Source organism: Streptomyces chryseus, assembly GCF_014650755.1.
Taxonomy (GTDB): domain Bacteria; phylum Actinomycetota; class Actinomycetes; order Streptomycetales; family Streptomycetaceae; genus Streptomyces; species Streptomyces chryseus.
This window is the reverse complement of record NZ_BMVO01000001.1, coordinates 424,185-437,766: the sequence shown is the minus strand read 5'-3', so window position 1 is coordinate 437,766 and position 13,582 is coordinate 424,185. Positions and strand designations below refer to the sequence as shown.

Below are 13,582 nucleotides of genomic sequence, written 5' to 3'. Positions count from 1 at the left end.
CCCCGTCCATTCGCCGGACGGGGCTCTTCGCTGTCCGCCCGGCTGGATAGGGTGGGAGTCATCCTTACTGGCTGTGGACCCTGGAGCGGACCATGAACGTGGTGACCCCGGTTGGCGGCGACAGCGTGGCGGCCGGCTCCTGGCCGGGTGTCCTGAACGCCCTGCTGCGCGGCAAGGACCTCTCCGCCGACGACACGGCCTGGGCCATGGACCAGATCATGAGCGGCGAGGCGACCGACGCCCAGATCGCCGGCTTCGCGGTCGCGCTGCGCGCCAAGGGCGAGACGGTCGACGAGGTCACGGGTCTGGTGCGCGCGATGTACGCGCACGCCAACACCATCGAGGTCCCGGGCCGCACCGTCGACATCGTCGGCACGGGCGGCGACCTGGCCAAGACGGTCAACATCTCCACCATGTCGGCGATCGTCGTCGCCGGAACCGGCGCCAAGGTCGTCAAGCACGGCAACCGGGCCGCCTCGTCCGCGAGCGGCGCCTCGGACGTCCTGGAGAAGCTCGGCGTCAACCTGGAGCTGACGCCCCGGCGTGTCGCCGAGGTGGCCGAGGAAGCGGGCATCACCTTCTGCTTCGCCGTGAAGTTCCACCCCGCCCTGCGCTACGCCGCGAAGGCGCGCAAGGAACTGGGCGCGCAGACGACGTTCAACATCCTCGGTCCACTGACGAACCCGGCGCGGGTGAAGGCCCAGGCGGTCGGTGTCGCGGACGCCCGGATGGCCCCCATCGTGGCGGGTGTGCTCGCCGAACGGGGGAACTCCGCGCTGGTCTTCCGCGGCGACGACGGCCTCGACGAGCTGACGACGACCGCGACCTCGCGGGTGTGGATCGTACGGGACAAAGCGGTGTCGGAGCAGGCCTTCGACCCGCGTGACGTGGGACTGGAGATCGTGCCCGTCGAGGCGCTGCGCGGCGCGGACGCGTCGTACAACGCGGATGTCGCCCGGCGGCTGCTGGTCGGCGAGACCGGCCCGGTGCGGGACGCGGTGCTGCTGAACACGGCGGCGGCGCTGGTCGCGCTGGACCCCTCCGACGCCTCCCTGAACGAGCAGCTCGCGGCCGGGATCGCCAAGGCGGCCGAGTCGATCGACTCGGGCGCGGCGCGTGCCGCCCTGGAGCGCTGGGTGGCGGCCAGCAACAGCTGAGTGGCGGGTGAGTGTGACGCAAGGCGTGGTCCAGAGTCTGGACTACGCCTTGCGTCTTCTTGATCGTGTGGCAGGATGCTTGGCAGGTCATGAGTGACAGCGTTTTGGCCCCGGCTTGCTGTCCGGCAACCCTCCGTCCGTGGCGGGGTGCCCCGGGTGAAGACCAGGTCGTGGACAGAAAGGTCCACGGCAAGCGCGGACCCCTCGAAGGCTTGGGGTCCTGGTTCTCAGGGAGCCTCTTGTGAGCAAGCGAATGCGATAGGGCCTGTCGCCCCTTCTTCGCACACCCTTTTCTCTTCTCCTCCAGCGCTGTCGCGTATCCGCCGGCGCGAGGAATTCGCCTGCCTTCTTCGGGAGTTCGCCATGTCTGTCTCCACCGCTGCCGCCGACCAGACGGTTTGTACCCCTCTGCCTGTCCTCGGGCGAGATGTTCTCGTGCCGCTCGTGACCGGCGGCGAGGTCACCTACGCCGCTCTCGACTACGCCGCGAGCGCCCCGGCCCTCCAGCGCGTGTGGGACGACGTGGCGGCGTACGCGCCGTACTACGGCAGCGTGCACCGCGGCGCCGGCTACCTCTCGCAGCTGTCGACGGACCTGTTCGAGAACAGCCGTGCCACCGTCGCCGAGTTCCTCGGCTGCCGCGACGACGACCAGGTCGTCTTCACCCGCTCCACGACCGACTCGCTGAACCTGCTGGCGGCGGCCCTGCCCGCCGACTGCCAGGTGTTCGTCTTCGAGACCGAGCACCACGCCTCGCTGCTGCCCTGGCGCGACGCCCGGGTCAACTTCCTGAACGCGCCCCGGACTCCGGCCCAGGCCGTCGAGACCCTGGAGCGCGCGCTGGCCGCCCGGGACCCCTACGGCCCGGCCCTGGTGTGCGTCACCGGCGCGTCGAACGTCACAGGTGAGCTGTGGCCGGTGAAGGAACTCGCCGCGGCCGCCCACGCCCACGGCGCGCGCATCGTGCTCGACGCGGCCCAGTTGGCGCCCCACCACCCGCTGGACATCGCCGAGCTGGACGTCGACTGGGTCGCCTTCTCCGGGCACAAGCTGTACGCCCCGTTCGGCTCGGGCGTGCTCGCGGGCCGCGCCGACTGGCTGCGGAGCGCCGAGCCGTACCTCGCGGGCGGCGGCGCCTCCCGCAAGGTCGCCCGCCGCGCCGACGGCGGCGTCGACGTCGAGTGGCACACCACGGCCGCTCGTCACGAGGCCGGCTCGCCCAACGTCATCGGCGTGTACGCGATCGCCTCCGCCTGCAAGGCGCTCACCGAGGCCGGTTTCGACTCCCTGGTCGAGCGCGAGCAGCGGCTCGTGACCAAGGTGCGGGAGGGGCTGGCCGAGGTGGACGCCGTCCGGGTGCTCTCCCTCTTCGGGGACGACGCCCCGCGCGTCGGCGTCATCTCGTTCGTCGTCGACGGCTGGAACAGCTCGCACTTCGCCGCCGCGCTCTCCGCCGAGTACGGGATCGGCGTACGCGACGGCCTGTTCTGCGCGCACCCGCTGGTCCGCACGCTGCTCGGCAGCGCCCCGCAGGACCCGGGCGAGTGCGGCGCGCCGGAGGCCGAGCCCGGCGAGCGGTCGCTGAACGCCATCCGGGTGAGTTTCGGTGCCGGGACGCCCGACGAGCACGTCGAGCGGTTCGTCGGCGCGGTCAAGGAGCTCGTCAAGGACGGCGCGAAGTGGAACTACCGTACCGAGGAAGGCCGCTGCGTCCCGGCGGTCTGACCGTCGGGCCCGTCCTCGGCACACCCGCTCGGCCGCGTCGGTGAGGATCTCGCCGCCGCGGCCGAGCGCTTTCACGGCTTCGCGAAAGGGGGCGAGCGCCGGGACGCGCGCGCCGGGGGTTCTACGCGTCGAGGCCGATCGCGAAGGCCGCTTCCAGGTCGTGCTGCGAGTACGTACGGAACGCGACGTGCGTGTCGGTGCCCTCGACGCCGGGGATCTTGCTGATCCGGCCGGGGATGACGTCCGCCAGGTCGTCGTGCTTCGCCACGCGGACCATGGCGATCAGGTCGTACGTCCCGGTGACCGAGAAGACCTCGCTGACGCTGTCCAGCGCGGCGATCGACTCGGCGATCTCGGGGATCCGGTCCACGCTGGTCTTGATGAGCACGATCGCGGTGATCACGGTTGGCTTTCTCCCTCGGTGGCCGGCGCTGTGGTCCTCACTCTAGCCGTACGCCGACTACGCCCCCAGGCGTAGAGGAAGCCCGCGCAGAACCCCGCCACGTGCGCCAGGTACGCCACCCCGGGGCCCGACCCCGCGCGCTGCGCCGCCACCCATTGCAGGGCGAACCAGAAGATCAGCACGAGCCAGGCGGGGAAGCGCAGCGGCAGGAAGAAGAGGAACGGGAACAGGCTCGTGACCCGCGCCCGGGGAAAGAGGAAGAGGAAGGCGCCGAGCACCGCCGAGATCGCCCCCGAGGCCCCGACCAGGGTCTGGTCCGATTCGGCGTGGACGACGGCGTACACGACCAGTGCCAGGTATCCGCAGCCCACGTAGAACAGGGCGAACTGGAAGCGGCCCATCCGTTCCTCGGTCATCGCCCCGAAGACGAAGAGGAAGAGCATGTTGCCCAGCAGGTGGAGCCAGCTGCCGTGCACGAACAGGGCGGTGAGCGGGGTGACCAGCGCGGACGGTCCGGCGCTCAGCAGCTCGTCGGGGATCACCCCCCAGCGCTCGAAGTAGGCGCTCTGCACGGCGAGGAGGATGTCCCCCGTGCCGTAGACCGGATTGAACCCCGAGAGGGGGCCGATGAGAAAGATCAGACAGCACAGGCCGATCACGCCGTACGTCACCACGGGGCCCCGGGCCGCTTCCCGCCAACTGATCATGACCGGATCATCCCGTAACGGGACCGGCCGGGACAGAGCGCCTCGCCGGGGGCCGTCCCGCACCGTGGACGGTCCGCCGCAGGGGGTACCCGTAAGGCCGTAGGGTTACGGGCAGTAGGCGCGACGAAAGAGGACGCACGATGACGACGGTTCCCCTGCCGACTGCCGACACCCGGTGGCGCTGCGCCCTGTGCGGCAATCTCACACGTTTCGATGTGACCCGGTCGTCGAAGGTGATCGAGTACGTCCACCTCGACCTGGCCGGAGAGTCGAAGGTCGAGGAACGTGAGGTGGTCAGTGAGACCATCGAGTCCGTGCGCTGCCGCTGGTGCAACGCGGTGGACCAGATCGAACTGGTGGACAGGCCGGGCGCCGGCTCCTGAGAGGACCGGCCCGAGAGTAGTGGGGTGACGGATTGTGGAGCATGCAAGCGGCGGTGAACCGGCCGGCTCGGCCGGGGACGCCGCCGAGGTGCTCGACCGCCCGCTGCCCGAAGGCGTACGGCACAAGGTCGTCGCCCTGGTGTCGGACGCCTTCGGCGGGCTGACCGTCGCGGAACTTCCGTCCCAGCTGAGGCAGTACGCCCGTTTCACCCCGAGCCGGCGCGCCAAGTTCGCGGGCAACGCGATGGCCGCCGCCCTGGAGGGTGACACGCTGTTCCGCCAGCGCATCGGCGAGCGGCTGCGCGAGGCGCAGCCCGAACTCGCCCGAGCCCTGGAGGCGGGCTCGCCGCCCGCCGCCGCCGATCCGGTGGACGTGGCGGCCGCGGCGTACGTCCTGCGCCCCGTCGGCTGGGTCAAGCTGGTGGCCGCCGCCGGCGAGGAGGCGCTGCGGGCCGACGCCGAGCGCGCCGACGAGGCCGCCCAGCGGGAGCTGGAACGCCTGCGCGAGGAGCTCGCGCACGCGCGCGAGCAGACGAAGAGCGAGACCGAACGGCTGCGCACCGAGCTGGAGGCCGCCCGCAAGGAGGCCGACGTACTCGGCCGCAAGCTGCGCAGCGCCCTGAGCGACGTCAAGCGGGGCGAGGCGGCCCTGCGGCGTACGAACGCCGAGACCGAGACGGTCAGGACCGACGCCGCCACCCGGGTCACCGCCGCCGAGAGCGAGGCGCGGCGGCTGCGGGCCCGCCTCGGCGAGGCCGAGGCGTCCGTCGAGGCGAGCCGCAGGGCGGTGCGCGAGGGCCGCAGCATCGAGGACATGCGGGTGCGGCTGCTGCTCGACACCGTGCTGGACGCCGCCCAGGGGCTGCGCCGGGAACTGGCGCTGCCGCCCGCCTCCGTGCACCCCGCGGACACGGTGGACGCCGTGGAGCCGGGCCGTATGACCCCCAAGGACATCGCCGCCAGGGCGCTGTCCGAGACGGACCCGGCGCTGCTCGACCAACTGCTCGAACTGCCGCAGTGCCATCTGGTCGTGGACGGCTACAACGTCACCAAGACCGGCTATCCGCAGATGCCGCTCGACAAGCAGCGGCTGCGGCTCCTCGGCGGCCTGTCGATGCTCGCGGCGCAGACCGGCGCCGAGGTGACGTGCGTCTTCGACGGGGCGGAACTGGTGGCGCCGGTGCTTCTCGCGCCGCCGCGCGGCGTGCGGGTGCTGTTCAGCAAGCCGGGGGTGACGGCGGACGAGCTCATCAGACAGCTCGTACGGGCCGAACCGCCGGGGCGGCCCGTCGTGGTGGCCTCCACCGACCGCGAAGTGGCCGACGGCGTGGCCAAGTCGGGCGCCAGGCCGGTCGCGTCCGCCTTGTTGCTGAAGAGGCTTTCGCGCGTCTAGTGGCTTCTCGGCTCAATGCCCGAATTCGGGAAACGTACCGTCAAGTCGCCGTTACTGCGGGTGTGATGAAAGTAAAGATTGTGACCACTGGGTGAGTTTTTACGCATGAGGATTTGAACTGATCACAAGAAGGTCACTAAGGTCTGCCCTCGAACCTTCGAACGGTTGATCACCCACCCGGGGTGTCAGCGAAGGTACCGCCGAGTCCATGCAATTCGGTCCATTTCCGCGGGGGAACCGAAGCGTGGAGCCGGGGATCACGTCCCCGACCCCGGTAGGCGGCTCGAGGAAGAAGGAGCTCGCCTTCGTGGCGTCCCACCGTCGTCCCAAGCAGCCGAGCCGCACTCGTGTGACCGTGCTCACCGCGACCGCAGCCGCAGCCGTCGCTCTCACGTCCCAGACCGCTCAGGCCGACCCCAAGCCGACCAAGAGCGAGGTCAAGGCCAAGGTCGACAAGCTGTACCACGAGGCCGAGGCCGCGACGGAGAAGTACAACCAGTCCAAGGAGCGGCAGGACAAGCTCAAGGAAGAGGTCGACAACCTCCAGGACAAGGTCGCCCGCGGCCAGGAGGACCTCAACGAACTGCGCGGCGCCCTGGGTTCGGTGGCCAGCGCGCAGTACCGCTCCGGCGGCATCGACCCCTCCGTGCAGCTCTTCCTCTCCGCCGACCCGGACGACTACCTCGACAAGGCCGGCGCGATGGACCAGTTGAGCGCCAAGCAGGCCGAGTCGCTGGAGAAGATCCAGGCGAAGCAGCGCACCCTCGCCCAGCAGCGTGCCGAGGCGACGGACAAGCTCGCCGACCTCGAGGACGTGCGCGAGGAACTCGGCGAGAAGAAGAAGAAGTTCCAGGGCAAGCTCGCCGAGGCGCAGCGGCTCCTGAACACGCTGACCGCCGCCGAGCGCGAGGAGCTGCGGGAGAAGGAGCAGCGCGCCAGCCGCGCCTCCAGCGAGCGGGTGGAACTCGGCAACGAGAAGCCGGCCTCCGACCGAGGCGCCGCCGCGCTGAGCGCCGCCGCCACCCAGATCGGCAAGCCGTACATCTCCGGTGCGACCGGTCCCAACGCGTACGACTGCTCCGGGCTGACGCAGTGGGCCTTCGCCCAGGCCGGTGTCTCCATCTCCCGGACCACGTTCACCCAGCACAACGACGGCACGAAGATCTACAGCAAGAGCCAGCTCAAGCCGGGCGACATGGTGTTCTTCAACAACCTGGCGCACGTCGGCTTCTACGCCGGCAACAACCAGGTGCTGCACGCCCCGAAGCCCGGCACCAACGTGCGTTACGAGTCGATGGACTACCTGGGCACCTTCCAGTTCGGCGTGCGCGTCTGACAAACGCCACACACGACGGCCGTTGCCCACACCGCCCATTCGGGCGAATTCCGGTGACTCCCGCTGACTGTCCGCCCCGCCGGTGACCTGGTTCTCCGGCGGGGCGTCACTGTTTGTGGCCGGCGAGGTCTTTGGTCACCGCGTGATCGCACCGCTACTGTCTGCTCGCGCAGCTCCCCGGTCCATTGGTCGCCCGCCCGGGCGGCAGGGGGCTGCACGCAGTGGAAGGAGTGCGGCTACCTGTGGCGACCCACCGGCGTCCCTCACAGTCCGGCCTCACGCAGAGCGCCCGGGTCACGGTTCTGTCCGCTGCCGCGGCGACGGCGGCCGCAGCGCTCGTCGCCGCCCCGGCGAGCGCCGACCCCCACGACACGTCCTCGGCCACCTCCCCGGCCTCGGCGTCGTCCCCGGCCACCGCCACGGCGACCCGGGCGCGGGTCGACCGGCTCTTCGAGCAGGCCGAGCGGGCGACGGAGCGGTTCAACAAGGCCGACGAACTCGCGGACCGGCTGCGCGAACAGGTCGACCACGCCCAGGACCTGGCCGCCCGGGGCCAGGAACGCATCAACCACATGCGCGGTGCGCTCGGCGCGGTCGCCGGAGCGCAGTACCGGGCGGGCGGGCTCGACCCGGCCCTCGCCCTGCTGCTCTCCGAGAACCCCGAGAGCTACCTCTCCAAGGCCTCGGCCCTCGACCGCATCGGCGCCCGCCAGGTGACCGCCCTGAGCGACTTGAGGGAAGCGCAGCGCGCCTTGGGCCAGCAGCGCGCGGAGGCCACCGTGAAGCTCGGCGAGCTGGAGCGCAGCCGGGCCGCCGTAGCCCGCCACAAGCGCACCGTCGAGCACAAGCTCGCTGAGGCCAGGCGGCTGCTGAACTCGCTGCCGGAGGAGGAGCGCGAAGAGTTCGACAGCAGGTCGTCGCGGTCCGGCGACCGCGCCGAGACGCCCCCCCTGCCGGTCGGGGGCCCCGTGTCGGGGCGCGCGTCGGCGGCCGTGCTGGCGGCGCAGGGGGCGGTGGGCAAGCCGTACATCTGGGGCGCCAACGGACCCTCGGGCTTCGACTGTTCGGGCCTCACCCAGTGGTCGTACGCCCAGGCGGGCGTCTCGCTGCCGCGCACGTCGCAGGCGCAGCGGTACGCCGGACGGCAGGTCCCGCTCGACCAGGCGCAGCCGGGCGACCTCGTGACGTACCGGGACGACGCGAGCCACATCGGGATGTACGTCGGCAACGGCCAGGTCGTGCACGCGCCCTACCCCGGGGCTCCGGTGCGCTACGACCCGGTCGGGATGATGCCCGTCTCGTCGGTGACCCGCGTCTGACCCGGCCCTGCCCGACCCGCCCGCGCTGCCCGTACGATCGGCCGGGTGGCAGGCCGGCGGAGCGGGACGCGGTGGCGGCGGTGGGCTCGGCCCGTCCTCGTACCGCTCCTCGCGCTGTCCGCCTCGGCCTCGGCGTGCACGACGCCCGGGGAGCCGGCGGACATCGCGGCCCGGGACATCCAGCGGACGCTCGACCGCAGGGCGCAGGCCGTCCTCTCCCGTGACGAGGCGGCGTACCTGGCGGACCTCGATCCGGGGGCGGCGCGGCTGAGGGCCGCGGAACGCGCGGAGTTCGTGAACCTCGCGCAGGTGCCGCTGCGCTCGTGGGAGTACCGGCTGACCGGCCTCGACCGTACGGACACGGGGCGGGCCACCGCGCGGGTCGAGCTGCGCTACCGGTTCGCCGGGTTCGACGAGGCGCCCGTGAAGGTGGCCGAGCGGCTCGACCTGACGCGCCGGGACGGGCGCTGGTACGTCGCCGCCGAGCGCCCTCAGCGGCGCGGCGGGGAGCAGCTGTGGGAGCAGGGCGGGGTCACGGTCGTACGCGGCGCGCGGAGCCTGGTCCTCGGTGCGGGCCAGGACGTGGAGCGGCTGCGCGCCATGGCGGACGCCGCCGACGAGGCGGTGCCGGCGGTCGACCGCGCCTGGCCCGGCCGCTGGTCGCGCCGGCTCGTGATCCTGGTACCGGCCTCGCTCGACGGCATGGGGGCGCTGCTCGGGGCCCCGGCGGCCGGGTACCGGGGGATCGCGGCCGTGACGACGGGGGAGGCGGGCGGGTCCGGCGCGGGGCCGGCGGACCGGGTGATCGTCAATCCGGAGGCGTACGGCGTGCTCGGTGCGTTCGGGCAGCGGATCGTCCTCACCCACGAGACCACGCACGTCGCCACCCGCGCCCACACCTCCGCCGCCACCCCGCTGTGGCTCTCGGAGGGCTTCGCCGACTGGGCGGCGTACCGGGGCAGGGGACGCACGGCGGGGCAGACGGCCCCGGCGCTCCAGCGGGCGGTACGGGCGGGCGACCTGCCCGCGGCCCTCCCGGCCGACCGGGACTTCGGCTTCGGCGGCGACACGGGGGCGCTGGCGCGGGCGTACGAGGGCGGTTGGCTGGCCTGCGCGCTGATCGCGCGGGAGTGGGGCGAGGCGAAGCTCACCGCCTTCTACCGCGCGGTGGGCGGGCACGGGAAGCGCGAGGGCGCGGTGGAGAAGGCGATGCGTCAGGTGCTGGGCACGACCCCGGAGGACTTCGAGGAGCGGTGGCGCCGGTACGCGCTGCGCCAGCTGTCGTGAGGCCCGGCGGCGGGCGCCCGCCTACGACGCCAGCTGCTTCGCCGCCGCCGCCCGCTGCGCCGGCAGCGCGTTCGGGTCGCGGGAGCCGGCGGCGGGCACGGTGTCCTGCCACAGCCGGCGGCAGGCGAGCAGGGTCGCCGCCACCAGCAGCCCGTTGCGCGCCACGAGCAGCGGCACGCCCAGGCTGTCGCTCGACACCACGTGCGAGAACCACACCGGGAACTCCAGGAACGTGACCCCGGTCGCCGCCAGCACCAGCAGCGCCGGCCGCCCCATCCGGCTGCCCCGGAAGACCAGGCAGGCCGCCGCCAGACCGACCAGCCACACCAGGTACTGCGGACTGATCACCCGGCTCGTCGTGGTGAACAGCAGAACCGCGGCGAACGCCGCGTCGCACGGCGTCGACGCCCGGAACCCGCCGGCCCGCACCCGCCACACCAGCAGCCACCCGAAGGCGACGGCCGTCAGGCCCATCGCCGCCGTGCTGACCAGCGGTACGTACGGGCCGACGAACTCCACCGAGCCGTAGTTCAGCAGCACCTCGCCCCGCCACCCGAAGTGCCGGGCCGCGTGGAAGACGAGAGCGCCGAGCGACTCGACCTCGGTGCCCCGGTCGCGCTGGAAGGTGAGGAAGGCGAGCGCCCCGGGCATCGTGGCGCAGAGCGCCACCACGAGAGCGCCCCCGGCCACGCCCGCCGCCGTCCACGCGGCGCGGGTCGCGTGCCCGCGTGCGGTGCCGGCGAGCAGCAGCACCGGCCACACCTTCAGGAGCGCACCGAAGGCCGCGAGCGCCCCCAGGACACGCGGGCGGCGCGCCCCCGCCAGCAGGGCCGCCACCGCGACGGCGGTGACCATCACGTCGTAACGGGCGTAGGCCGTCGGCCCCAGCAGCGGCACCCCCGCCACCCACACCCACGCGCCCGCGAGCCGCTTGCCGGGGCGCTGTCCGGCGTACAGCAGCAGGCCCGTGACCAGGGCGTCGGCGAGGCAGGCCAGGACGAAGAAGGCCGCCGCGTACCCCAGGAAGGGGAGCAGGGCGGGGGAGAGGACCGCGAGGGCGGCGGCGGGCGGGTACTGCCAGGTGATGTCGTCGAGGGGGAAGGTGCCGGTGCGCAGGATCTCGTACCAGCCCTGGTAGATCACCGAGACGTCGCTCGTGACGTCGGGGCCGGGCACGGCGAGCACCTTGAAGACGCACAGCAGCAGCACGGCCCGGGTGAGCGCCCACACCGCGATGAGGTTTGTACGGCCTGTGACCGTCATGACCACCCTCGTCCGTTTCCTGCATGGCTGAGGGAGACATGATGCAGGGCCCGGCCGTGCGAGCCAAGGAGCTGGGCCGTTGGGTACTGTCGGCGGCGATGGACAAGACCTTGATCGTGACCAATGACTTCCCGCCCCGCCCCGGCGGCATCCAGGCGTTCCTGCACAACATGGCGCTGCGCCTGGACCCCGAGCGGGTCGTCGTCTACGCCTCCACCTGGAAGCGCGGCAGCGAGGGCGCCGAGGCCACCGCCGCCTTCGACGCCGAGCAGCCGTTCACCGTCGTACGCGACCCGACGACGATGCTGCTGCCGACACCGCGCGTCACCCGGCGGGCCACCGCGCTGCTGCGCGAACACGGCTGCGCCTCCGTGTGGTTCGGGGCGGCCGCGCCGCTCGGGCTGATGGCCCCCGCGCTGCGCGCGGCGGGAGCGCGGCGGATCGTCGCCACCACGCACGGCCACGAGGCGGGCTGGGCCCAGCTCCCCGCCTCCCGGCAGCTGCTGCGCAGGATCGGCGAGGGCACGGACACGATCACCTATCTCGGTGAGTACACCCGCTCGCGCATCGCGGCCGCGCTCACCCCGCGGGCCGCCGCACGCATGGTCCAACTGCCGCCCGGCGTCGACGAGAAGACCTTCCACCCCGGCTCCGGCGGCGACGCCGTGCGCGAGCGGCTCGGGCTCGCGGACCGGCCCGTGGTGGTGTGCGTGTCCCGCCTGGTGCCCCGCAAGGGCCAGGACACGCTGATCCTGGCCATGCCCCGCGTCCTGCGCGAGGTGCCGGACGCGGTGCTGCTGGTCGTCGGCGGCGGACCGTACGCGGGGGAGCTGAGGAAGCTGGCCGCCGAGACGGGCGTCGCGGACTCCGTGCGCTTCACCGGACCCGTGCCCTGGGCGGAGCTTCCGGCGCACTTCGGCGCGGGTGACGTCTTCGCGATGCCGTGCCGTACGCGCCGGGGCGGCCTCGACGTCGAGGGGCTCGGCATCGTCTACCTGGAGGCGTCGGCGACCGGACTGCCGGTCGTGGCGGGCGACTCGGGCGGAGCGCCCGACGCCGTGCTCGACGGGGAGAGCGGGTGGGTGGTGCGCGGCGCCCCCGCCGCGGTCGCCGCCGACGCGTCGGCCGACCGGATCGTCACGCTGCTCCAGGACCCGGAGCTGCGGCGCCGGATGGGGGAGCGAGGCCGGCAGTGGGTCGAGGAGAAGTGGCGCTGGGACCTGCTGGCGGAGAAGCTCAAGACGCTGCTCTGACGCCCGCGCGCGCCCACGGGAACGCGCGGCGGCCCCCCCCGGATGCTCTTCGGTTCTAGTGGTCCTTGCAACACCCCAGCTCAAGGGGTGCGATGGACTTCGAGATTCGTCAGGACCGGACACAGCGGGGGCCCCGCAGGTTGGTCGCCGAGCGGGCCGCATACTTCCAGCTCATGGAGCAGGGTTACAGCACCCGGGAAGCGGCCCGCATCGTCGGCATCAACCTGCGGACCGGCAAGAGATGGCGCAACGGGCATCACTCGCCGGACCGGGGGCGAAAGCCGGTCCCCCCGATCTACCCGCTCCCCGGAGGGGTGGTTGATCAGGGGGAATCGGCTCTCCGAACGTCGCGGTACCTGCGCGAGGACGAACGCATGCACATCGCTGACCGGCTGCGTGAGAAGGCGTCCGTCCGGCAGATCGCGGCCGAACTGGGCCGCAGCCCTTCGACCGTCAGCCGCGAGATACGCCGCAACCGCCGGCCGATGCCCAGGGGCGGTTTCTTCTACCAGCCCTTCCAGGCCGACGTCCGGGCTCGGAACAGACGCGCTCGCCCGAAGGTCGGGAAGATCGGCCAGTGTTCCGAGCTGCGGGACTTCATCCAGGATCGCCTCACAAGGAGGTGGAGCCCGGAGCAGATCTGCCAGGCTCTGCGGGCCGCCTTTCCCGACCGCCCGGAGATGCACGTGGTCCACGAGACGATCTACCAGGCTCTCTACGCTAGGGCCGCGGAGAACTCCGCCGGGAACTGACCCGACCGCTGCGTACCGGCCGGGCTGCGCGACGCCCGCACCGCCACGCCTACAAGCGTCTCCCGGGTCCGATCAAGAACATGGTCATGATCAGTGAGCGGCCCGCCGAGGCAGCCGACAGGGCCGTTCCGGGCCACTGGGAGGGCGACTTGATCATCGGCAAGAACGGCAAGTCCGCCATCGGCACGCTGGTCGAACGCTCCACCCGCTACCTGATGCTCGTCCACCTGCCCGCCGGTCACACCGCCATCGCCACCCGCGACGCGCTCGCCACGACCGTTCAGTCCCTCCCGCGCCACCTCTGGCGGTCCCTGACCTGGGACCAGGGCTCGGAGATGTCCGCCCACCGCTCGTTCACCGTCGCCACGGACATTCCCATCTTCTTCTGCGATCCAGCCAGCCCCTGGCAGCGCGGATCGAACGAGAACACGAACGGCTTGCTGCGGCAGTACTTCCCCAAGGGAACCGACCTGGCAGCCCACACCCCCGACGACCTGGCGGCCGTCGCGGCAGAACTCAACAGCCGCCCACGCAAAACGCTCGGCTGGGAAACCCCAGCCGAGCGCCTCGCTAAGCTCCTGGCCACAGCCAGTTGATCACCTGT

11 protein-coding genes, 1 pseudogene and 1 riboswitch are annotated in these 13,582 nt (G+C 72.2%); of the genes and pseudogenes, 9 read left to right on the top strand and 3 right to left on the bottom strand.

The window, feature by feature from the left end; genetic code table 11:
- Window positions 1-92: 92 nt before the first annotated feature.
- Together trpD and IE185_RS02065 are read left to right on the top strand one after the other, a co-directional pair.
- Window positions 93-1,157 carry an anthranilate phosphoribosyltransferase gene (gene trpD, locus IE185_RS02070; RefSeq protein ID WP_138895203.1) on the top strand — a complete coding sequence of 355 codons (1,065 nt, stop codon included), beginning with the start codon at window positions 93-95 and terminating at the stop codon, window positions 1,155-1,157.
- An 85-nt stretch (window positions 1,158-1,242) separates the two neighbouring features.
- A riboswitch (SAM riboswitch) is annotated at window positions 1,243-1,359 on the top strand.
- 161 nt (window positions 1,360-1,520) lie between these two features.
- Window positions 1,521-2,882 (top strand): aminotransferase class V-fold PLP-dependent enzyme, encoded by a 1,362-nt coding sequence (locus tag IE185_RS02065; RefSeq protein ID WP_138895204.1) that lies wholly within the window; start codon window positions 1,521-1,523, stop codon window positions 2,880-2,882.
- 121 nt (window positions 2,883-3,003) lie between these two features.
- Here the strand turns inward: IE185_RS02065 and IE185_RS02060 are convergent, their stop codons facing one another.
- Window positions 3,004-3,285, bottom strand: coding sequence for an Lrp/AsnC family transcriptional regulator (locus IE185_RS02060; RefSeq protein WP_005318592.1), 282 nt, complete (start codon window positions 3,283-3,285; stop codon window positions 3,004-3,006).
- Window positions 3,282-3,992: a rhomboid family intramembrane serine protease gene (locus IE185_RS02055; protein ID WP_138895205.1), complete on the bottom strand. Its 711-nt coding sequence runs from the start codon at window positions 3,990-3,992 to the stop codon at window positions 3,282-3,284. Before IE185_RS02055 ends, IE185_RS02060 begins: the two co-directional genes overlap by 4 nt.
- A gap of 140 nt (window positions 3,993-4,132) precedes the next feature.
- On the opposite strand from IE185_RS02055, the gene IE185_RS02050 reads away from it, so the two are divergent.
- The 5 genes from IE185_RS02050 to IE185_RS02030 all read left to right on the top strand — a co-directional run bounded on the left by IE185_RS02050 (window position 4,133) and on the right by IE185_RS02030 (window position 9,710).
- Entirely contained in the window at window positions 4,133-4,375 is a 243-nt protein-coding gene (locus tag IE185_RS02050; protein ID WP_138895206.1) for a hypothetical protein, read from the top strand.
- Window positions 4,376-4,409: 34 nt separating this feature from the next.
- Entirely contained in the window at window positions 4,410-5,768 is a 1,359-nt protein-coding gene (locus IE185_RS02045) for an NYN domain-containing protein (protein ID WP_138895207.1), read from the top strand.
- 307 nt (window positions 5,769-6,075) lie between these two features.
- Complete coding sequence (locus tag IE185_RS02040) at window positions 6,076-7,104, top strand: C40 family peptidase (RefSeq protein WP_138895208.1); 1,029 nt, start codon at window positions 6,076-6,078, stop codon at window positions 7,102-7,104.
- Between the two features lie 242 nt (window positions 7,105-7,346).
- Window positions 7,347-8,423, top strand: a complete 1,077-nt coding sequence (locus IE185_RS02035; RefSeq protein WP_138906578.1) for a C40 family peptidase — start codon at window positions 7,347-7,349, stop codon at window positions 8,421-8,423.
- 45 nt (window positions 8,424-8,468) lie between these two features.
- Entirely contained in the window at window positions 8,469-9,710 is a 1,242-nt protein-coding gene (locus IE185_RS02030; protein WP_189714481.1) for a hypothetical protein, read from the top strand.
- Between the two features lie 21 nt (window positions 9,711-9,731).
- Here the strand turns inward: IE185_RS02030 and IE185_RS02025 are convergent, their stop codons facing one another.
- The gene (locus tag IE185_RS02025; RefSeq protein ID WP_189714479.1) at window positions 9,732-10,973 is read right to left on the bottom strand and encodes a glycosyltransferase 87 family protein; all 1,242 of its coding nucleotides are present in this window, start codon (window positions 10,971-10,973) and stop codon (window positions 9,732-9,734) included.
- 98 nt (window positions 10,974-11,071) lie between these two features.
- Between IE185_RS02025 and IE185_RS02020 the strand changes: the two genes are divergently transcribed.
- A complete protein-coding gene (locus IE185_RS02020) occupies window positions 11,072-12,226 on the top strand; it encodes a glycosyltransferase family 4 protein (protein WP_138894385.1) in 1,155 nt (384 codons plus the stop codon).
- A gap of 173 nt (window positions 12,227-12,399) precedes the next feature.
- A pseudogene (locus IE185_RS02015) lies at window positions 12,400-13,574 on the top strand (IS30 family transposase).
- Window positions 13,575-13,582: the final 8 nt, after the last annotated feature.

Excerpts from the sequence above, each read along its gene's own strand:
- IE185_RS02020 (WP_138894385.1), top strand. The coding sequence starts at position 11,072 with ATGGACAAGACCTTGATCGTGACCAATGACTTCCCGCCCCGCCCCGGC.
- IE185_RS02050 (WP_138895206.1), top strand. The coding sequence starts at position 4,133 with ATGACGACGGTTCCCCTGCCGACTGCCGACACCCGGTGGCGCTGCGCC.
- trpD (WP_138895203.1), top strand. The coding sequence starts at position 93 with ATGAACGTGGTGACCCCGGTTGGCGGCGACAGCGTGGCGGCCGGCTCC.
- IE185_RS02065 (WP_138895204.1), top strand. The coding sequence starts at position 1,521 with ATGTCTGTCTCCACCGCTGCCGCCGACCAGACGGTTTGTACCCCTCTG.
- IE185_RS02055 (WP_138895205.1), bottom strand. The coding sequence starts at position 3,992 with ATGATCAGTTGGCGGGAAGCGGCCCGGGGCCCCGTGGTGACGTACGGC.
- IE185_RS02025 (WP_189714479.1), bottom strand. The coding sequence starts at position 10,973 with ATGACGGTCACAGGCCGTACAAACCTCATCGCGGTGTGGGCGCTCACC.